Origin of the sequence: Nonomuraea sp. B10E15 (genome assembly GCF_039871615.1) — a bacterium.
Lineage (GTDB): Bacteria > Actinomycetota > Actinomycetes > Streptosporangiales > Streptosporangiaceae > Nonomuraea.
Genome location: NZ_JBDPMB010000025.1, coordinates 49,316 through 69,116, shown reverse-complemented (window position 1 = coordinate 69,116; position 19,801 = coordinate 49,316). Strand labels below are relative to the sequence as shown.

The 19,801-nt window shown below is 73.1% G+C and carries 20 protein-coding genes; 11 read left to right on the top strand and 9 right to left on the bottom strand.

Annotated elements, in window-relative coordinates; genetic code table 11:
* Positions 1–176: 176 nt before the first annotated feature.
* Entirely contained in the window at positions 177–482 is a 306-nt protein-coding gene (locus tag ABGB14_RS42080; RefSeq protein WP_347649475.1) for a hypothetical protein, read from the bottom strand.
* A gap of 132 nt (positions 483–614) precedes the next feature.
* Between ABGB14_RS42080 and lexA the strand changes: the two genes are divergently transcribed.
* The gene (gene lexA, locus ABGB14_RS42075; RefSeq protein WP_347649474.1) at positions 615–1,283 is read left to right on the top strand and encodes a transcriptional repressor LexA; all 669 of its coding nucleotides are present in this window, start codon (positions 615–617) and stop codon (positions 1,281–1,283) included.
* An 85-nt stretch (positions 1,284–1,368) separates the two neighbouring features.
* Here the strand turns inward: lexA and ABGB14_RS42070 are convergent, their stop codons facing one another.
* Positions 1,369–2,511 carry an agmatinase family protein gene (locus ABGB14_RS42070; protein WP_347649473.1) on the bottom strand — a complete coding sequence of 381 codons (1,143 nt, stop codon included), beginning with the start codon at positions 2,509–2,511 and terminating at the stop codon, positions 1,369–1,371.
* Positions 2,512–2,671: 160 nt separating this feature from the next.
* Here ABGB14_RS42070 and ABGB14_RS42065 point away from each other — a divergent pair, with 160 nt between their 5' ends.
* Positions 2,672–3,823, top strand: a complete 1,152-nt coding sequence (locus ABGB14_RS42065) for an NAD(P)/FAD-dependent oxidoreductase (RefSeq protein WP_347649472.1) — start codon at positions 2,672–2,674, stop codon at positions 3,821–3,823.
* Positions 3,824–3,844: 21 nt separating this feature from the next.
* On the opposite strand, the gene ABGB14_RS42060 is transcribed toward ABGB14_RS42065, so the two are convergent.
* A complete protein-coding gene (locus ABGB14_RS42060) occupies positions 3,845–4,717 on the bottom strand; it encodes a UbiA family prenyltransferase (protein ID WP_347649471.1) in 873 nt (290 codons plus the stop codon).
* 176 nt (positions 4,718–4,893) lie between these two features.
* Here ABGB14_RS42060 and ABGB14_RS42055 point away from each other — a divergent pair, with 176 nt between their 5' ends.
* The 4 genes from ABGB14_RS42055 (at position 4,894) to ABGB14_RS42040 (ending at position 9,009) form a co-directional block, all read left to right on the top strand.
* A complete protein-coding gene (locus ABGB14_RS42055) occupies positions 4,894–5,946 on the top strand; it encodes a 3-oxoacyl-[acyl-carrier-protein] synthase III C-terminal domain-containing protein (RefSeq protein WP_347649470.1) in 1,053 nt (350 codons plus the stop codon).
* 45 nt (positions 5,947–5,991) lie between these two features.
* On the top strand, positions 5,992–6,513 hold the full coding sequence (locus ABGB14_RS42050) for an isoprenylcysteine carboxylmethyltransferase family protein (RefSeq protein ID WP_347649469.1): 522 nt from the start codon (positions 5,992–5,994) through the stop codon (positions 6,511–6,513).
* A gap of 4 nt (positions 6,514–6,517) precedes the next feature.
* Complete coding sequence (locus ABGB14_RS42045) at positions 6,518–7,531, top strand: NAD(P)/FAD-dependent oxidoreductase (protein WP_347649468.1); 1,014 nt, start codon at positions 6,518–6,520, stop codon at positions 7,529–7,531.
* 167 nt (positions 7,532–7,698) lie between these two features.
* Complete coding sequence (locus ABGB14_RS42040; protein WP_347649467.1) at positions 7,699–9,009, top strand: family 43 glycosylhydrolase; 1,311 nt, start codon at positions 7,699–7,701, stop codon at positions 9,007–9,009.
* Positions 9,010–9,084: 75 nt separating this feature from the next.
* Here the strand turns inward: ABGB14_RS42040 and ABGB14_RS42035 are convergent, their stop codons facing one another.
* Both ABGB14_RS42035 and ABGB14_RS42030 read right to left on the bottom strand, forming a co-directional pair.
* Entirely contained in the window at positions 9,085–9,486 is a 402-nt protein-coding gene (locus ABGB14_RS42035) for a VOC family protein (RefSeq protein WP_347649466.1), read from the bottom strand.
* A 34-nt stretch (positions 9,487–9,520) separates the two neighbouring features.
* The gene (locus tag ABGB14_RS42030) at positions 9,521–10,507 is read right to left on the bottom strand and encodes a zinc-binding dehydrogenase (protein WP_347649465.1); all 987 of its coding nucleotides are present in this window, start codon (positions 10,505–10,507) and stop codon (positions 9,521–9,523) included.
* Positions 10,508–10,724: 217 nt separating this feature from the next.
* Between ABGB14_RS42030 and trpB the strand changes: the two genes are divergently transcribed.
* Genes trpB through ABGB14_RS42010 form a run of 4 tightly spaced genes read left to right on the top strand, consistent with a single transcriptional unit; the run spans position 10,725 to position 14,969 of the window.
* Positions 10,725–11,930, top strand: a complete 1,206-nt coding sequence (gene trpB, locus ABGB14_RS42025; RefSeq protein WP_347649464.1) for a tryptophan synthase subunit beta — start codon at positions 10,725–10,727, stop codon at positions 11,928–11,930.
* On the top strand, positions 11,927–12,727 hold the full coding sequence (gene trpA, locus ABGB14_RS42020; RefSeq protein WP_347649463.1) for a tryptophan synthase subunit alpha: 801 nt from the start codon (positions 11,927–11,929) through the stop codon (positions 12,725–12,727). The genes trpB and trpA overlap by 4 nt, the downstream gene beginning before the upstream one ends.
* A gap of 9 nt (positions 12,728–12,736) precedes the next feature.
* Positions 12,737–13,492 (top strand): GntR family transcriptional regulator, encoded by a 756-nt coding sequence (locus ABGB14_RS42015; RefSeq protein ID WP_347649462.1) that lies wholly within the window; start codon positions 12,737–12,739, stop codon positions 13,490–13,492.
* A 40-nt stretch (positions 13,493–13,532) separates the two neighbouring features.
* Entirely contained in the window at positions 13,533–14,969 is a 1,437-nt protein-coding gene (locus ABGB14_RS42010) for a PLP-dependent aminotransferase family protein (RefSeq protein ID WP_347649461.1), read from the top strand.
* Positions 14,970–15,004: 35 nt separating this feature from the next.
* Here ABGB14_RS42010 and ABGB14_RS42005 read toward each other — a convergent pair whose 3' ends face one another.
* Both ABGB14_RS42005 and ABGB14_RS42000 read right to left on the bottom strand, forming a co-directional pair.
* A complete protein-coding gene (locus ABGB14_RS42005) occupies positions 15,005–16,360 on the bottom strand; it encodes an FAD-dependent oxidoreductase (RefSeq protein ID WP_347649460.1) in 1,356 nt (451 codons plus the stop codon).
* 91 nt (positions 16,361–16,451) lie between these two features.
* Positions 16,452–16,895, bottom strand: coding sequence for a MerR family transcriptional regulator (locus ABGB14_RS42000; RefSeq protein WP_347649459.1), 444 nt, complete (start codon positions 16,893–16,895; stop codon positions 16,452–16,454).
* Positions 16,896–16,976: 81 nt separating this feature from the next.
* On the opposite strand from ABGB14_RS42000, the gene ABGB14_RS41995 reads away from it, so the two are divergent.
* Entirely contained in the window at positions 16,977–17,822 is an 846-nt protein-coding gene (locus ABGB14_RS41995) for an SDR family oxidoreductase (RefSeq protein ID WP_347649458.1), read from the top strand.
* Between the two features lie 34 nt (positions 17,823–17,856).
* On the opposite strand, the gene ABGB14_RS41990 is transcribed toward ABGB14_RS41995, so the two are convergent.
* Together ABGB14_RS41990 and ABGB14_RS41985 are read right to left on the bottom strand one after the other, a co-directional pair.
* The gene (locus ABGB14_RS41990; protein WP_347649457.1) at positions 17,857–18,699 is read right to left on the bottom strand and encodes an alpha/beta hydrolase; all 843 of its coding nucleotides are present in this window, start codon (positions 18,697–18,699) and stop codon (positions 17,857–17,859) included.
* 94 nt (positions 18,700–18,793) lie between these two features.
* Positions 18,794–19,654, bottom strand: coding sequence for a helix-turn-helix transcriptional regulator (locus ABGB14_RS41985; RefSeq protein ID WP_347649456.1), 861 nt, complete (start codon positions 19,652–19,654; stop codon positions 18,794–18,796).
* Between the last annotated feature and the right edge of the window lie 147 nt (positions 19,655–19,801).

Genomic DNA, 19,801 nt, shown 5'->3' with positions numbered 1-19,801 from the left:
GGTCGTTCGCAGTGGGCAAGTATGGAGCACTTTCCGAGGTCTCATGAGGCGCCAGGATCTGCTATAAAGTGAAAGTGGCGGGAGGAGGCTCTCAACCCTCGCCAAGGCCTTGACGCTCAGGCTCGGCCCTCTCTTCCCTTTCAGGGCCCGATGTCCCGCGCAGGCAGCGGAAGCAGTCAAGAAGAGTGACGCATCCAGAGCATCTCCAGCCCCAGGACGATGGCGCACAACACCGCCACGGACCCCGGAACGGCCACCGACGCCACGTGGATCAGGCTGCTCTCGTCCGGCAGGAAAAGGTCCACCCATCCCAAGGCGAGGGCCAGGGCGGTGGAGATCCCGCCGACCCTGGAGGTCCATCCGAACATGCGCGCATGCCACGGGCCCGAGGCCGCCGACTCCCTCGACCGCACGTCGATGCTGAAGAAAATCAACAAGACGGCGAGAAACGAGATCAGGGTGACCATCTCGGCCGACGGCATCGGGCGCATGGTACGGACCATAACCCACCGTCGATTCCCGCCCTTCGCGGCCCGCGGGGCGTGTCCGTCAAGGTCATGGCGCTTCGATCCGCACAACCAGGAGCAGCGGCTCGCACCGACCCGGCCTTTACCATGTCGCAGGTGACCACCTACGGCGACACCGACGCGTTCGAACATCTCGACTTCTCCGTTCTGCCGCAGCGCCAGCAGCGCATCCTGGCCACGATCCGGGACTGGGTGGTCAGGTACGGTTATCCACCGAGCACACGCGAGATCGGCCGTGCGGTCGGGCTCCGGTCGTCCTCGTCGGTGGCGAGACACCTCAGAAGCCTGGAGGAGCGGGGTTTCCTCCGCCGGGGCACGTCGATGACCCGGCCGATCGACGTGCGTCTGTTCCTGCGGGCCGCGTCGCCGGAACCGGCCGCGGACGTGGTGACCGTGCCCGTGGTCGGGGACATCGCCGCGGGCATCCCCATCCCGGCGGACGAGCACGTGGACGGCACGCTGCTTCTCCCCCGCGACCTCACCGGACGCGGCGACGTGTTCGCCCTCCGGGTGCGGGGCGACTCGATGATCGACGCGGCGATCTGCGACGGCGACATCGTCGTCGTACGGCAGCAGCCCGAGGCTCACTCGGGCCAGATCGTCGCCGCGATGATCGACGGTGAGGCCACCGTCAAGGTGTTCCGCCGGCGCGACGGCCATGTCCGTCTCGAACCACGCAACCCCGCCTACGACATCATCGACGGCGACGATGCCGTCGTGCTGGGCATCGTCGTCTCTGTCGTACGCAGCGTCTGATCCACCGGCCGGCGGCTGCGCGACGCGGCGTGCGTGCATTCCCAGCCAGCCCAGGTGGCGTGGCCGGATGCCCGTGAGCAAGCGATCAGGACGGGTACGGGCCCCACGCGGCCCGACCCGAGGTGGACGGCTTGCGGCCCAGCTTGCCGGCCCGCACCTGCACGGCGAGGCTGTCGAGGATGACGCGGCTGCTCATCAGGCAGGTCATCTCCGCCCAGTCGTAGGGCGGAGAGCACTCCACGATCTCGATCCCGGCCAGGCCGGGCTCGGAGACGAGCCGTACCAGGTTGAGCGCCTCGCGGGGCAGCAGGCCGCCGGGCTCCGGCCAGCCGGTGCCGGGCACGAACCCGGCATCGATCACGTCGATGTCGAAGGACAGGTAGACCGCCCTGGCATTCTTCCAGGCGATCTCCAGCGCCATCTCGGCGACCTTCTCCACGCCGGCGCGTTCGACGTCTCCCACCGTGATGATCGTGGTGCCCCGCTCCCGGCCCACCTTGACGCCGGCGCGCGGCGATTGCCAGCCGCCGATCCCGATCTGGACGAGGTTGGTGGCCGGGGCGTTCTTGATGTTGGTCGCGTGGAACCAGGGCGTGGTGTGCATGCGCTCGTCGAGGTCGGTCTCCTGGGTGTCCACGTGCCGGTCGAAGTGGATGATGCCGATGTTGCCGTCCACGTGTGGGGTCAGGCCGCGGACGGTGGGGAAGCCGATTGAGTGGTCGCCCCCCAAGACGACCGGGAAGACGCCCTGCGACATCACGTGCGACATCGCCTGGCTGATCTGGTCGAAGGACTTCTCCAGGTTGCCGGGGATGGTGAACACGTCGCCGATGTCGACCATGTTGAGCTGCTCGCGCAGGTCCACGCCCAGCTCGTAACAGTACGTGCCGAACAGGCCGGTGCAGCGGCGGATGCCCTGGGGACCGAACCGGGTGCCCGGCCGGTAGGTCGCGCCGGCGTCCAGCGGCACGCCGAACACGGCCACCTCGGCGTCGCCCACGGCGTGGACGTCGTCGATGTACGGGCATTTCAGGAAGGTGCCGGTTTCGCCGGCGAAATGCGGTAGCTCGCCTCTGGCGAAGGTCGAGATGGTCCGGTCCTCGATCGTGGGGGCGCCCTCCAACCCGTGCGCCAGGCGTTGTTCGATCTCCTCCTGGTGCCTGCGCGTGGGCAACTCGCCCTCGACCCGCTGGGCCCACGCGCCTTCCCGGTCAGTCTGCTCGGCCATGGAACCTCCTCTGCGAGTCAGGGGGAGTGGAGAAGCCGTACCCGGGCAGGAGCAGGTCACACGGGATCAAGATCAGCCGCGGACGCACGCCGAGCCGGTGGGCGAGTTCCCGCGGAGCGTGAGGAGTTTCCGATCGGGCGTGCGGTGGGACAGACCTCGCATGGACCGCATGTGGGACGTGGCGATCGTGGGAGCGGGACCGGCGGGCTCGGCGGCGGCGCTGCGGGCCGTGCAACTGCGTCCCCAGCTGCGGGTGCTCCTGCTCGACAGGGCCGACTTCCCCCGCGACAAGCCGTGCGGTGACGGCATCGCCGCCCACGGGCGCGACGAGCTGGCCCGGCTGGGAGTGCCCGCGCTCATCGACGACTACCGGCCTGCTCCCCGCCTGACCGTGGTCTCGCCGGGCGGCATGCGGGTCTCCGCCGAGGCCGCGCGGCCCAATCACGTGGTGCCGCGCCGGGTGTTCGACGCCCGTCTGGTGGCCGCCGCGCGGGCCAGGGGCGTCGAGGTACGCCGGCACCGCGTCAGGGATCTCGGCTTCGACGGGTCCTGCGTGGTCATCGACGGAGGGCTGCGGGCCCGTACGGTCGTGGCCGCCGACGGGGCCGGCTCGGTCGTGCGCCGCCTGATCGGCCTGCCCGCCGCCGCCGAGAAGCACACCGCCATCGCCGTGCGCGGCTACGCCGACGTGCCCGAGGAGGACGATGTCCAGCTCATCGCCATGCAGAAGGCGGGCTGGCCGGCCTATGCGTGGTCGTTCCCCATCGGCGACGGCACCGCGAACGTCGGCTTCGGCATGCTGCTGCCGAAGCTGCGCGCGGCGGGAGCGCCGGGGCGTCAGGTGCTGCACGGCAGGCTCGCCGAGTTGCTGCCCGACCGGCACCCCCGCGATCTGCGCGCCCACCACCTTCCGCTCTCGACCGGACGGCCGGCGCCCGGCGCCGGACGGGTGCTGCTCGCCGGTGACGCCGCGGGCCTGATCAACCCGCTCACCGGGGAGGGCATCTACTACGCGCTGCTGTCCGGGCGGCTGGCGGCCGAGGCGGCGGTGGAGTCGCCGGGCGATCCGCTGACGCTGTACCGGAGCAAGCTGCGCGAGGCCCTCGGACGGCACCTGCGCACCACCGACGTGCTGGCCCGCCTGGCCCAGTCCCCCGGTTTCATCGACGCGGCGATCGCGACCGCGGCGCACCGCAAGGAGGTGTTCGACCTGCTGGTGGAGGTGGGACTCGGGGCCGGTACGGTGCCCGCCCCGCTCGCGCTGGCCGTGGCGACGCGGTGGCTGCGCGGATCCCTGCGCGCCGGGCGGTGAACGGGCCGGGAACCGTGCGCGTCACGCGGTGAGCGAGGCGCCGCCGGCGATCAGGAGGATCACGTCCACGGCCGCCACGGCGACGGCGGTGACGAACGGCACCCGTGACGACCTGGCCGCCGGCAGCAGCCCCGTGGCCGCGAGGACCGAGGCGGCGGCCACGGCCAGCCAGCCCGCCACGCCGGGCGCGCCTCCGGGGCCGAGGACGAGCAGGCAGGTGGCGGCCAGCAGCGGCACGGGAACCACAAGCCGTACGCGTGAGGCGCCCATGCGCTGCGGCCAGCCGCGTACGCCGGTGTCCAGGTCACCCGCGATGTCCGGCAGCACGTTGGCCAGGTGTGCGCCCACTCCGAGCAGCGCGGCGGCCAGGACCGCCCACCACGCGGGCCACGGCTCGCCGGGCAGGCCCAGCGTCACGAAGGCCGGGAGCACGCCGAACCCCATGGCGTAGGGCGCCCACGACAGGAGCGTCGCCTTCAGCCCGAAGTCGTATCCCCAGGCCGCCAGCACGCCGGCGAGGTGCAGGGCGCCCGCCCGCCAGCCGGAGGCCAGCGACAGCGGGACGCAGCAGGCCAGCGCCACGAGAGCGGCGATCCGGACGGCACGCGCGCTCACCATGCCGCCCGCGACGGGCTTGCCCGTGCGCCCGGCCGCCGCGTCGCGCCCGGCGTCGATCGCGTCGTTGCACCAGCCGATCGAGAGCTGCCCCGCCAGCACGGCGGCGCCCGCCAGCACGCACCCGGCCGCGTCGCGTCCCGCGGCCACGGCCAGCGCCGTGACCAGAGCGGTCACGGCCACGGTCGGGCCGGGGTGGCACGCGAGCACCAGCCCGACGGCCGGCCGTCCCGGCCCGCCGTGCACGACCGCGGCGGCCGCGGGGTCGCGGTCAGTCACAAGGTGATCGTAGTCCGGGCGATGGCCGCCGGGAATTCCCGTGCGGCTCGGCGGCTCCCCTGGCGTGCTCGGGTACGCGTTCGGCGCGAACTCCGCCGTCCCGGCGTGGCTTAAACGACCGGTCGGACGGGAAACGTGCGGGAAGCAGGAGTTGTCGGCTGACGAGGGAGAACTGCATGACCCGTATCGCCGCAGTCCGTTGTGCCTTCCCTCCCCACCGCTACCCGCAGTCCGAGCTCACCGACATGGCCGCCCGCATCTGCCTGCCGGAGAACGGCGACCGGCGCCTCCTCGACCGCCTGCACCGCAGCGCCCGGGTGGACTACCGCAACCTCGCCCTGCCCGTCGAGCAGTACGAGAAGCTCAGCGGCTTCGGCGCCGCCAACGACGCCTTCGTCTCGGTCGCCGTGGATCTGGGGCTCGAAAGCGTGAAGGCCGCCCTGGACGCGGCCGGGCTGGAGCCGGCGGACGTGGACATGATCATGTTCACGTCGGTGACCGGCATCGCCGCGCCGTCCGTCGACGCCCGGCTGGCGGCGGCGCTCGGACTGCGGCCCGACGTCAAGCGGGTGCCCGTCTTCGGCCTGGGCTGCGTTGCCGGAGCGGCGGGCATCGCCAGGGTCCACGACTACCTGCGCGGCTGGCCGGACCACGTGGCCGTGCTGCTGTCGGTGGAGTTGTGCTCGCTCACCGTCCAGCGGGGCGACTCCTCGCCCGCGAACCTGGTCGCCAGCGCGTTATTCGGCGACGGCGCGGCCGCGGTGGTGGCCTGCGGCGGCGCACGCGAGGCGGCCGGTCCCACCGTGGTGGCCACGCGCAGCCACCTGTATCCGGGTTCGGAGCACGTCATGGGCTGGCAGGTGGGCGACACCGGGTTCCGGGTGCTGCTGGACGCGAGCGTCCCGGAGGTCGTGCGGCGGTATCTGGCCGACGACGTGCACGGCTTCCTGGCCGAGCACGGCGTGACGGCCGGGGAGGTGACGGCGTGGGTGTGCCATCCCGGCGGGCCGAAGGTGCTCGAAGCCGTGTCGGACGTGCTCGCCCTGCCCGCGGACGCCCTCGAGGTGACGTGGCGCTCGCTGGCGGCCAACGGCAACCTGTCCTCGTCCTCGGTCCTGCACGTGCTCGGTGACACCCTCGCCACCCGGCGGCCGGAGCCGGGGGCCTGGGGACTGATCATCGCCATGGGGCCGGGCTTCTGCTCCGAACTCGTCCTGATCCGCTGGTGACCGTGCCCGTTCCGTGCTCATGACCCGATTGCTGGTGCCTGCCTTATGACCTGGTATCTGCTGCTCGTCGTGCTGGTCGGCCTGGAACGTGTGGCCGAGCTGGTCGTCGCCCGGCGCAACGCCGCGTGGAGCATGGCCCGCGGCGGTGTCGTCTCCGGCCAGGGTCACTATCCGTGGATGGTGGCCCTGCACACGGGGTTGCTCGTCTGCGCGCCGCTGGAGGTCGTGCTGGCGCAGCGGCCCTTCCTGCCCGCGCTCGGCTGGCCGATGCTCGCCCTCGTCGTGGCCGCCCAGGGGCTGCGGTGGTGGTGCATCGCCTCGCTCGGGCCGCGCTGGAACACGCAGGTGATCGTGGTGCCCGGCCTGCCGCTGGTGACGCGCGGCCCCTACCGGTTCCGGTGGCTGCGGCATCCCAATTACGTGGCGGTGGCGGTCGAAGGGCTCGCGCTGCCGCTGGTGCACACGGCCTGGATGACCGCGCTGGCGTTCACGGTGCTCAACGCCGTGCTGATGGTGGTGCGGATCCGCTGCGAGAACGCGGCTCTCACCCTCGCGTCCGAGCGGTGACGGCGTGATCGACGTGCTCGTCGCGGGCGGCGGCCCGGCGGGGCTGGCGACGGCCGTGCACGCGGCGCTGGCCGGGATGGAGGCGGTCGTCGTCGAGCCGCGGGCCGGGCCCGTGGACAAGGCGTGCGGCGAGGGCGTCATGCCGGGCGGGGTGGCGGCGCTGGCGGCGATGGGGGTCGAGGTGGAGGGACACGCGTTCCGCGGCATCCACTACCTCGACGGCCGGCGGGAGGTGCGGGCCGCCTTCGCCGCCGCTCCCGGCCTGGGCGTGCGCCGTACGCACCTGCACGCGGCGCTCGCGCGGCGGGCCGCCGAGCTGGGCGTCACGACGGTCACCGGCAAGATCACCCGCGTGGAGCAGGACCGGGACGGCGTGCGGGCCGCCGGGCTGCGGGCCCGCTGGCTGGTGGCCGCCGACGGGCTGCACTCCCCGCTGCGCCGCTCCCTAGGCCTCGGCCTGCCCCCGCGCGGACCCCGCAGGTACGGCCAGCGCAGGCACTACAGGATCGAGCCGTGGACCGACTTCGTCGAGGTCCACTGGTCGCGCGCCGGCGAAGCCTACGTCACGCCCGTCGCCGGGGACCTGATCGGCGTCGCGATCCTCAGCTCGGTGCGGCGCGGCTACGACGAGCACCTGCGCGACTTCCCCGGCCTGAGCCGCCGCCTGCGCGGCCCGGCCGTCACCGTGGTGCGCGGCGCGGGCCCGCTGCGCCAGGCGGTGCGCGCCCGCCGCTCCGGACGCGTCCTGCTGGTCGGGGACGCCGCCGGCTACGTGGACGCGCTCACCGGCGAGGGTGTCTCGCTGGCCGTGCGCTCGGCCGAAGTGCTGGTCAGGTGCCTGGCCGAGGACCGGCCTGAGGACTACGACGGCGCGTGGCTGCGGCTTTCTCGCACGCACCGGCTGTTGACGGGCGCGCTGGTGCAGGCCGCCCGCCGCCCCGGCACGGCCCGGCTGGTGGTGCCCGCCGCCCGCCGCCTGCCCGGCCTGTTCACGAACATCGTGAGGATTCTCGCCTGACTCGCGTACGCGATCCTCGCGCGGCAGGCGACACCACCCACCGCCGCACGGGGGCGGCCGGACGAAGCAGCTGATTTCTTCCGACTTATTGACGTAAATCAACCGACTTCGGCAGACTCTCCGCATGCCGGCCGCTGGGCAGTGGCTGACGCGAGAGGACGTGACCGATGACTGATGCCGGAAACGAGCCGCAGGTGAACCGGAGATTCTTGCTGGCCGGAGCCGCTGGAGTGGTGGGGGCGGCGGCGCTGCCCGCGAGCGCGGAGGCCGCGTCGATGCGGAGACACCCGTCCAACTGGCCCGACCCCGAGCCCTACGGCCTCGCCGACACCCGCCCGGACCTGTGGCCGCGCGCCGACAACTCCTTCATCCTGCCGCTGGAGCTGCGCCCCAGGGACGAGGAGCTGGGCCGGGTCTGGATGCGGGACACCTACGTGAACTGCTTCGTGGTCAAAGGCCGTCCGGTCTACGTCGCCACGGGCACCACCCGGGCCGCCGGCCAGAACGGGCCGGCCCCGTGGAACGACGGCATCTTCGTCTGGGTGTCCTCGTCGCTGCGAGGGCCGTGGAGGCTGGCGGACACCACGCGCATCCGGCCCGGCGCCGAGAAGGGCAAGGTGTGGTCGCCCGAGTTCGCCGGCGAGAACCGGCCGGGAAGGGTGGTGGTCGCCCCGTGGCAGGAGTACTGGAACGACGAGCAGTTCGGCAAGCGGGCCGCGGCCTGGGCCCCTGAGGTGCACCACTTCCGCGGCACGTGGTACATCGTGGCGTGCATGGGCGACCACTCCCGGAAGGTCGGCTCGTTCATGCTCGTGAGCGAGGGCGGGGTCGAAGGGCCGTACCGGCTCGTGGAGGGCAACCACGACAAGCCCTTCGGCGACTCCTTCATCGGCGGGCCCGGCTTCATCGAGCCCGGCGCGTACCACCACATCGACGGCAGCCTCTACACCGAGGGCGGCGACGCGTGGCTGGTGCTGCACAACCACCTGTACGCCAAGTTCAGGGACGACATGGAGGACATCGTCCCGGTGACCGGCCTCCCGGCGTTCCGGCAGACGCCCTACGCGCCCGAGCCGTACCTCGAAGGCGCGTACGTGTTCAAGCACCACGGCAGGTACTACCTCCTGCACGCCGCCTGGAACCGCAGCTCGGCCAACCCCGACGGCAGCACCCGCTACGCCTACGACCCGCCCGGCGAGGGCCGCGCGCAGTACCACTACGACGCGGTCGTCGCCGTCTCCGACCGCTTCGAGGGGCCGTACTCCGAACGGTGGACCATGGGCGTCGGGGCCGGCCACAACAACATCTTCAAGGACCACGAAGGCCGGCTCTGGGCGACGTTCTTCCGCAACCCGCGCTTCGGCTACTGGTCCGACCCTTCGCGCCGCGACGAGGCCGCCGTACCCGGCGTCGTCCGGCTGGAATGGACCGGCCCGCGAGGCCGCCGCCTGTACGTCCGCCGCCGCGACCACGGCTGAGGTCCGGTTTCCGCCGCTCCGCGGCCCCAGACCCGCGCCGCGACCGGCCGCGGGGCGGATTCCGGAGAGCGGCCGTCATGCGGGATTCTCTGACGGCTGCAGGACGCAGAACTCGTTGCCGTCGGGATCAGTGAACACGTGCCAGGCCAGGCCGCCTTCCACGACGAGATCGCCGGTGACGCGCCGCCCTCCCAGGGCCACCACCCTGGCCGCCTCCGCCTCCAGGTCAGGCACCCGCAGATCCAGGTGCACCCGGTTCTTGGCCGCCTTCGGCTCGGGAACCTGCTGCAACAGCAGCTCGACGCCGTTGCCTCCTGGAGGCAGGAGCCGGCGACAGTGCCCGGCCGAGCTCGCCTCAGCGGTGTAGCCCAGGACTCCGCACCAGAACGCCGCCGACCGGTCGAGATCGGCGCAGTCCAGGACCACGACCAGGACGACATCATCTCGCCCGCCGAAACGAGCCGGTCCATCGGTCATGGCGACACGCTACGCCAGTGCCGGACCCGAACGTCTAGGGACGGGCACCGCCGGCGGTGATCAGAGTCTTGCCGAACACGGTGCGGCTCTCGATCGCGGCATGGGCCGCCCCGGCCTGGTCGAGCGGGAACGTCTGCCCGATGGCCGGCGCGATCACGCCCGCGGCCACCTCGCGCAGCGCCTGCTCGATGTAGCGCGTACGGTCGTGGTCGGCGAGTTGCGCCACTTCGATGCCGGTCACCGAGAGGTTCAACGCGTCGGCCACCTGCCGGTCGACGCTCGAGAAACGGCCGCCGGCCGCGCCGTGCGCGGAGAACCGCCCGCCACGGGCGAGCAGCGTCGAGGCGGCTTCGCCGAGCGGAGCGCCGATGTTGTCCAGCACGACATCGGCGCCGTGCCCGCCGAACACCGCCCGAGCCTGGTCGACCCAGTCCCGCTGATCCACGTCGATCAGCGCGTCGGCGCCGTACCGCTCAAGCCGCGCCAGCTTCGCGCCGCGGGCGACCGCGACCACCTTCGCCGCGCGGGCGCGGGCGAGTTGCACGCACAACGCTCCCAGGCCCCCGCTGGCTCCGACCACCAGCACCTCGTCCCGTCGGCCCACTTTCGTGGCGTCGAACAGGGCCAGGGCGGTCGTCGCGTCGTGCACCAGGGCCGCGGCCACCGCGAGGTCGACGGTGTCGGGCACCGTCACCGCCGCCTCGGCGGCGGCCACCGCGCGGTCGGCGTAACCGTTCTCCGCTCCGCGGATGCCGGCCACGACTCTTCGGCCGAGCAGGTCCTGGCGCACGTCCTCGCCGACCTGGAGAACCCGGCCGGCCACCCCGCCTCCGGGCACGTACGGCGGGCGCATCGGCCAGTAGTCCTGCGCCGTCCCCGAGCGCACCACCGTCTCCATGAGCAGGGTGTCGATCATCTCCACGCCGATCAGAACCTCTCCGGCGCCCGGCACCGGATCGGGCATCTCGACCAGTTCGAAGACCTCCGGCCCGCCGAACCTCGTCACCATCGCCGCTCGCATCACGACACTCCGTTCTGTCAGTTGTCGGAGCAGGGACCTGCCGGCCCCTGCTCCGGGCCACCACCGGGACGCTAGAACCTCAACCAAGGTTGACGTCAAGCCGCGGAGGGCGTCATGACCGGGAGCGGCGAGTTCCCCCTTGCCGGTCCCGCGCCACACGTGCCATGCTCACTGTTATAGAACTCATCCAAGAGTTATAGAACGAGGTGAGCACGGGATGCGATACGTGTCGTCAGGACGGGAGCCCGTCCCATCGACGGGGACGATGGGCGAGCCGGGGGCGCGGGGCCGGTTCGGCGCGTTCGGCGGGCGGTTCGCGCCGGAGTCGCTGGTGGAGGCGTGCCGCGAGGTGGAGGAGGCGTTCAGGGAGGCGTGGGCGGACCCGGGGTTCCGCGGCGACCTGGCGGAACTGCTCGCCCTGAACGCCGGACGTCCGACCCCGCTCACACCGGCCAGGCGGCTGTCGCGGGCGCTGGGCGTGCAGCTGTACCTCAAGCGCGAGGACCTCGCCCACACCGGATCGCACAAGATCAACAACGTGCTGGGCCAGGCCCTCCTCGCCGCGCGGATGGGACGGCGCAGGCTGATCGCCGAGACGGGGGCGGGCCAGCACGGGGTGGCCACCGCGACCGCCGCCGCGCTGCTCGGGCTGGAGGCCACGGTGTTCATGGGCGAGCGCGACATCGAGCGGCAGGCACTGAACGTCTTCCGGATGCGCATGCTGGGCGCCGAGGTGGTCCCGGTGACCACGGGCAGCCGCACCCTCAAGGACGCGACCAGCCAGGCCATGCGGCACTGGGTGGGCGTCACGGGCGACTCCCACTACTGCGTCGGCTCGGTCATCGGACCGGATCCGTACCCGTGGATGGTCAGGGAGTTCCAGCGGGTCATCGGCGAGGAGGCCCGCGGGCAGTGCGCGGCCGAGCTGCGGACCGGCGTGCCGGACCTCGTGGTCGCGTGCGTGGGCGGCGGCTCCAACGCGGCCGGCACGTTCGCCGGATTCGCCGACACCCCGGCGCGCCTGGTCGGCGTCGAGGCGGAGGGCGGCGCCGGAGCGGCCCGCGGCCGGCCCGGCGTCCTGCACGGCTGCCGCTCGCTGTTCCTGCAGGACGACGACGGGCAGATCACCCCGGCGCACTCCATCGCCGCCGGGCTCGACTACCCGGGGGTCGGCCCCGAGCACGCCCACCTCCGCGATCTGGGCCGGGCCCGGTACGTCACGGTGACCGACGACGAGGCCGCCGGCGCGGCGGTGCGCCTGGCGCGCACCGAGGGCATCGTCCCGGCGCTCGAATCGGCGCACGCCCTGGCCTGGGTGATCCGGGCCGCGGGCGGCGGCGAGCTGCCCGCCGGGTCGACGGTGCTGATGACGTTGTCCGGCCGGGGCGACAAGGACACCTCCACGCTGAAGGAGCTGGTATGACGAACCCCACCCTGGCCGCGGGGGCGGTCGAACACCACCTGCGCGCCCGCCGGGACGCCGGCCGCGGCCTGCTCATGCCGTACGTCACCGGGGAGATCACGCCCGGGTGGACGGACTACCTGCGGGCGTTCGCCGCCGCCGGCGCGGACGCGATCGAGGTCGGCCTGCCCTTCTCCGACCCCACGCTGGACGGCGTCACCATCCAGCAGGCGAACGACACGGCGCTGGCCCGGGGGGCGAGCACCCGCCGGATCCTCGCCGGCCTGGCCGGAGTCCCGGATCTGGGCGTGCCCCTGGTCGCCAGCACCTACTACAACCTGGTGCTGCACGACGGGGGCGAGGCGTTCTGCGCCGCGCTGCGCCGGGCCGGCGTCAGCGGTCTGATCGTGCCCGACCTGCCGGTGCACGAGGCGGACGAGCTGACCGAGGTGGCCGCCGCCGCCGGGATCGAGCTGGTCCTGCTGGCGTCGCCGGCCACGCCGGAGCCGAGGTTGCAGGAGATCTCGCGCCGCAGCCGCGGATTCGTCTACGCGGTGTCGCTGATGGGCACCACCGGCGAGCGGGCCGGACTCGCCGGCTCGGCGGCGGAGCTCGCCGCGCGGATCAGGCGGGGCACCGGCCGGCCGGTCTTGCTAGGATTTGGCATTTCCACGCCCGACCAGGCGCGGGAAGCCGGCCGGCACGCCGACGGCGTGGTGGTCGGCGCCGCGGTCATGCGGCGGGTGCTCGACGGGGCGGGTCCGGACGATCTGCTGGCCTTCCTCGCGACCCTGCGGCGGGCCCTCGACCAGGAGTGACGCACCACGATGACCCCCGACGCCGGGCACGAGGCGAGATACCGCGCCATCGCCGCCGACCTCGCCGCGAAGATCCGGTCGGGACACTACGCACCCGGAGAGGCCCTGCCGCCGCAGCGGGAGCTGAGCGCCTCCTACGGGGTGACCCTCATGACGCTGCGCCAGGCGTTGCGGGAGCTCAGCGACGAGAGGCTGATCGTGCAGCGGCCCGGCAAGGGCACGTACGTGGCCCCGCCCCATCTGGCGTACCAGCTCGGCTCGCTCCGCAGCCTGGCCGACGATCTGCGCGAGCAGGGCCACGCCGTGCGCACCGTGGTGGCCGGGCGGGCGATGCGCCGGGCCCCGGCCCCGATCGCCGCGGAGCTGCGGCTGCGTCCCGGCGACACCGCCCTGCGGCTGGAACGGGTGCGCGAGTTCGCCGGCCGTCCCGCCGTCCACCAGGTGTCCTGGGTCCGCCGGCCGGTGGCCGACCAGATCCGCGACCGCGACTTCACCGCCGTCTCCCTCTACACCGCCCTCGCCGACGCGGGAGTGGCGGTCGCCCGGGCGTCGGAGGTGGTCCGGCCGGACCTGCTCGGCCCCGCCGCCGCCCGCCGCCTCCACGAGCCCGAGGGCAGCCCCGTGCTCGTCAGCACCCGGATCACCTACACGCCCGACGCCGTTCCCCTGGTGTCCGACCATGCCACCATCCTGGGCACCATGATGGAGATCCGCACCGAACGCGCCGCCACCGGCCTGTCCCTGTCCTGGCGCGCCACCAGCTAGACCTGGCAGGAGCCGGTGCACGCCGATAGGGTCCGATGTTGTGGGGCGATCGAGGGCCGGTTCCGGGCCGGCCGAGGACCTGCTGATCGAGCTCGACCGCGACGCCGGGGTGCCCCTGCACCGGCAGATCGAGGCGTCCATCCGGGCGAGCGTCCGGGCCGGCCGGCTGCGGGCGGGCGCGTCGCTGCCGCCGACCCGCACCCTCGCGGCCGGCCTCGGGGTTTCCCGCGGGGTGGTCGTGGAGGCCTACCAGCAACTCGTGGCCGAGGGCTACCTCGCCAGCCGGTCGGGCGGCTACACCCAGGTCGCCGCGTCGATGCCGCCCGCCGCCGGTGCGCGCACCGCGGCGTCGACGGCGCGGCCGGCCGCGCGTGGCGCCGGCATCAGGGTCGACTTCGGGTACGGGCGCACCGACGTGTCGCAGTTCCCGCGGGCCGCCTGGTTGCGCTCGGTTCGTGCCGTGCTCACCACCGCGCCCAACGACCGGTTCGCCTACCTCGACGGGCGTGGCGTGCCCGAACTGCACGAGGCCCTGTGCGACTACCTCAACCGGGTGCGCGGCACGGCCGCCGTCCCCGGCAACGTGGTGATCTGCAACGGCTACGGGCAGGGCGTCGGGCTGCTCATCCAGGTGCTCGTCCAGCGCGGCGCCAGGCGCATCGCCCTGGAGGACCCGTCGTCCAACGACGACGCCCGGGTGCTGGCCGGCGCCGCCGGCCTGGACGTGGTCGGCGTCCCGGTGGGCCCGGCCGGCGTCCAGGTCGATGCGCTCCAGCGGGCCGACGCCGATGCGGTCGTGCTCACGCCGTCGCACCAGTGGCCCACCGGAGGGGTGTTGTCGGCCGCGGCGAGGGCAGCGGTGATCCGCTGGGCGAAGCGTCGCGGCGCGATGGTGGTCGAGGACGACTACGACGCCGAATACCGCTACGACCGGTCGCCGGTGGGCGCCATGCAGGGCCTGGCGCCCGATCATGTCGTCTACTGCGGCACGGCCAGCAAGACGCTCGCGCCGGGGCTGCGGCTCGGCTGGCTGGTGGTGCCTCCCCGGCTGGTCGCCGACGTCACCGCGGCGAAGGTGCTCGCCGACCGCGGTTCACCGGTCATCGACCAGTTGACGTTCGCCGACTTCCTGGCGCGCGGCGAGTTCGACCGCCACCTGCGCCGGATGCGTCCGGTGTACCGCCGCCGCCGTGACGCGCTGCTGGACGCCCTGCGCACCCACCTGCCCGATCTGGAGCCGGCGGGGGTCGCCGCCGGGCAGCATGTGGTCGCCTGGCTCCCGCCCGGCCTCGACGAGACGGCGGTGGTGACGGCCGCCGCCCGGCACGGGCTCGGCATCCGCGGCGTCGGCCCGTACCGGATCTCCGGCGGCGGACCGGGTGGCCTCATCTTCGGCTACGCCGTCCTCGGCGAGAGCGCCATCGCCGAGGGGGTCGCGCTGCTGGCGACGGCCGTCCGGGAGGCACGCGGGGCCTGACCCGCCGCGCCGGCGGCCCGCCCAGGGCATGCGCATCAGTCCGCCGGGCGGATGTTCTGGTTCAGGTGGAAGACGTTGGCCGGGTCGTACGCGGTCTTCACCGCGGTCAGCCGGGCCAGCTTCGCGGCCGAGTACGCCCGCCGGATGCCGCGCCGCCCGTCGGCCATCTCGTCGGCGGTCAACGAGTTGACGTACACCCCGCTCGCGTACGGTTCGAGTGCGGCGCCGGCGTCGCGGGCGGCGCCCATCCTGGCGTCGTCCTCGGCCGGGTCGGTCCAGCGGGAACCGGCGCCGAACTCGAACATCGTGCCGCGGTGGCTGAACGCCGCGTCCGCCTCCGGGACGTCGTCGATCGCGCCGCCGTGCGCCTGCAGGCCGACGCCCGGCAGGTACGGGCTCGCGCTCAGGTCGGCGCCGCCGCGCAGCAGGAACGCCTCGATCGCCGCGGTGGGGAATCGCCGCAGGTAGTGGCCCTTGGAGTAGCGGCGGTAGGCGTGTCCGCCGGTGGAGTCGTCGCGTCGCTGGAGTTCGAGGTACGACGGCGTGGTGACGCGCGACGCGACGGGACGCCCGAGCGCCCGCATCGCGGGCAGCAGCCGGCGGCCCTCGGCCGGGTCCCCGGCCCACACGAACCCCAGCGTGGCGATCGGGCCGGCGGGACCGCCGGCGACGCCGGCGGTGAACGTCGCCTGCCGGGGCGCGACGGCGTTCAGGTCACGCCAGCCCTCGATGGCCGGGACGGCGTCCTCTGCGCGGAAGTCGAACTCGGCGACCAGCGCACGCGTGCCGGTGCGATGCAGCCGGAACTCGAACTCGGTGACGATGCCGAAGTTGCCGCCGCCGCCGCGCAGGCCCCAGAACAGGTCGGGGTTCTGCTCGCGGCTCGCGGTCACCACGTGCCCCTCGGCGGTGACCATCGTGTAGGAGACGACGTTGTCGCAGGCCAGGCCGTACTGGCGGGCCAGCCAGCCCATGCCGCCGCCGAGCGTGAGCCCGCCGACGCCGGTGTGCGAGACGTTGCCGGCGGTGGTGGCCAGGCCGTGCGCCTGGGCCGCCCGGTCCAGCGCGCCGAGCAGCGCGCCGCCCTGCACCCGGGCCCGGCGACGGGCCGGGTCGATCCGCACGCCGCCCATCGGCGTCAGGTCGATCATGAGGCCGCCGTCGGGAACGGCGAAGCCGGCGACGTTGTGGCCGCCGCAGCGCACGCCGATCTCGAGGTCCAGTTCCCGGGCCAGCCGCACGGCGGCGACCACGTCGGCCACGCCGGCCGCACGGAGGATCATGCGTGGCCGCCGGTCGACCATGGCGTTCCAGACTGTCCGGGCGGTGTCGTAGCCGGCGTCGCCAGGTGTGAGGAGCCGGCCGTCGAAGCGGGTCGCTGTCGTTGTCATGCCCCTCAGGCTGACAGGAATTGGTACCCGCGATAAGGGCCGATTATTCAGGGTATTTCAGGACCAATTCCGCGAGGAGGACCCCCTCCGATCAGGAGACCTGGCGGGCCGGGGTGCAGTCGGGACCGTCGCGCCACAGCGTGCCGGCGGAGCCCGCGGCGAGATGGTCGGCGTACAGCGCGACCTTCGCCTGGATCACGTCCAGCGCCTCCTGCAGGTCGGCTACCTGTTGCCGCACCCTGGCCTCGTGCAGGCGCAGGATCTCGAACCGTTCCGTCTCGGTGCCCGCGCCCTTCCTGACCAGTTCGGCGTACCGGCGGATGTCCGACAGAGGCATCCCCGAGGAGCGCAGCTTCGCGCAGACCCGCAACCACCCGACTTCCTGCTCGGTGAACACCCGCCGCCCCGCGGCGTTGCGGCGCACCGCCTCGACGAACAGGCCCTCCTGCTCGTAGAAGCGCAACGTGTGCGTCGTCAGGCCGGTCAGCGCGCTGACTTCGCCGATGCTCAACATCGTTTCCGCAGCAGCCGTCATGCGGCCCAGTGTACGCGTTTGACTTCGAGTAGACTCGAACTCATACCGTCGGTGCGACACGCTGACGGAAGGAAAGAGCCCATGTCCAGAACGTGGTTCATCACCGGCACGTCCTCAGGTTTCGGCCGGCTCCTCACCGAGCGGCTGCTGGCGCGGGGCGATCGGGTCGCCGCGACGCTTCGCCGGCCGGAGGCTCTCGACGACCTTCGCGCCGCCCACGGCGAGCGTCTCTGGGTGGCCCGGCTCGACGTCACCGACGCGGCCCGGGTCCGGCACGTCGTGGACGAGGCGTTCGCGACCCTCGGCACGATCGACGTGGTGGTCAACAACGCCGGGTTCGGCGTCTTCGCCTCGGTCGAGGAGGCCGCCGACGAGCAGATCCGGCAGGTGATCGAGACGAACCTGCTCGGCTCGATCCACGTGATCCGGGCCGCGCTGCCGCACCTGCGCGCCCAAGGGCACGGCCGCATCCTGCAGGTCTCCACCGCAGGCGGGCAGACCACGTACCCGAACTTCGGCTACTACCACGCCTCCAAGTGGGGCATCGAGGGTTTCTGCGAGACCGTCGCTCGCGAGATCGAGCCGTTCGGCATCGGCCTGACCATCGTCGAGCCCGGCGCGACACCGACCGGGTTCGGCGGCGCGCTGGCCACCGCGCCGCCCATGGCCGAGTACGACCGGACACCCGCGGGCGACACCAGACGAGCCCTCGCGGACGGCACCTTCCCCCTGGACAACGACCCGGAGAAGATCGCCCGCGCGATGATCGACCTGGTGGACAGCCGCGAGGTCCCCTTGCGGCTGCCGCTCGGATCCGACACCTACCGCCACGTGCGGGAGTCCCTCGTGGCGCGCCTCGCCGAACACGACGCGCACCGGGAGGTCGCCCTGTCAGTCGTCCGTGACGACCTGGTGGCGTCGGGGTGACGTCGGGCTCGGCGGCGTCCCTGACCGCGCGCCGCTACCCGCCGCCCTCGTGGCGTGAGCCGGGCCGGAACCCCGCGGTGAGGTGGGCCGTCAAGCGCGCCGGCGCGTCCTCCTGAAGGAGGTGACCGGCCCCCTCGATCCAGTGGAGCTCGGCGTGCGGGATCCTCTCGCGCAACCACTGGGCGTGCTCCGGGGGAAGGATGCGATCCTCACGGCCCCAGATGAGGCGCACCGGCACCGGGATCCCGCCCAGCAGCTGCTCGTAGCCGGCCGTGTCCGCCTGCCTGATCTGGCTGTACTGGCGGTAGAACGCGGCCTGCCCCTGAGCGCCCCGCCACGGCGCCAGGAAGGCGTCGAGGACCCCTGGCCGGAAGCCGGCATGCGTGGCGTGGCGCAGGTGGCCGGCCACCAGGGCCTCGTGCGCGTAACCGGGAAGCTGCTCGAAGACCTCCGCCTGCTTGAGGATGAGCTGGAAGAGTCCTCTCTCCCACTGGCCGCCGCTCACCGCGTCGAAGAGGGTGAGATCCCCGAAGTCCGCTCCTTCCAGCAGCAGGGCCCGCAACGCGACCGCGCCGCCGATGTCGTGGGCGACCACGCTCGGGCGGGACACCTCCCAGTGGTCCAGCAGCCGCCGGAAGTTCCTGGCATGAGCCGCGAGGCCGAGGTCCTGGCCCTCGTGCTGGTCCGACCGGCCGAACCCGAGATGGTCGAAGACGAAGACCCTACGGGTGAGAGCCAGCGCCGGCGCGACATCCCGCCACAGGAAGGACGAGTACGGGGTGCCGTGCACGAGCACGACGGGGTCGCCGCGGCCCATGACCGCCCATCGTATGGTCCCGTCGGGCGTGTCGAATGTTTCGCGCAGCGTCCAGTCCACGGCCGTCCTCCTGTTCCGTCGTCTCCCCCCTCTCCCCGGCGACCGCGCCGTCATGCCGGACCGCCGCCTCCCCCGTCGTCCGGGACGCAGGTCGTCACGTACGTGTCGCCCGTCCGTGGGCCAGGTCCTGGAGGCCGACCACGCGCAGCAGTTCCAGCCGCTCGTAGGACCTGCTGCCCGGACGGGCGGAGTAGATGATCAGCCGCTGATCGTGCTCCGGGTTCGCCAGCACCTCGCAGTCCAGCTCCAGCAGGCCGACGACCGGGTGCAGGTAACGCTTGACGTCGGCGCGGCGCACGGCCACGTGGTGGCTGTCCCACAGCGTCGCGAACTCCTCGCTGCGGGCGCGGAGCCGGCGTACGAGCCCGGCCAGCCGTACGTCGTCCTGGCGGCGGGCGAGCGTGGCACGCAGATCCGCCACCGCCGTGCGGGCGGCACGCTCACGGTCCTCGGCCGGGAAGAGCTCCCGCGCGGCCGGGTCCGTGAAGAAGCGCCACGCGATGTTGCGGTCCGCCTCGGGGAGGGCGGAGGCGTCGCCGTGCAGCGCCTTGGCCATCGCGTTCTGGGCGAGGATGTCGCCGCGGTCGCTCAGCACCTGGGCGGGAGTGTCGGTCAGCCGGTCGAGGACGAGAAGCAGGCCGGGACGTACGTGCTCCGTGGCCGGCCGGGTGTTGCGCGGCGGCTCCTCGCCGGCCAGGTGGAAGAGGTGGTCGCGTTCGTCGCCGGTCAGCCGCAGCGCGCGGGCGACGGCGGCGAGCATCTGGCGGGACGGGCGCGAGCCCCTGGCCTGCTCAAGCCGCGTGTAGTGGTCGGTGGACATGCCCGCCAGCTGCGCCACTTCCTCGCGGCGCAGTCCGGGGGTGCGGCGCCGCGCGCCCTGCGACAGCCCGACGTCGGCAGGGGCGAGGCGGGTACGGCAGCGGCGCAGGAAGTCGGCAAGTTCGGTTCTGTCCACGCTTCCACCATGCCCGGTACGCCGTGGCGCAGCCAGGGACGGCCCGTCCCCGGACAAGGGCGTCTCTCCCGCCGCCGCCCGTACCGCCGCACGCTGGGAACCGGCACGCCCCGGAGGGGTGCCCCACGTTCATTCACGGAGAAGGGC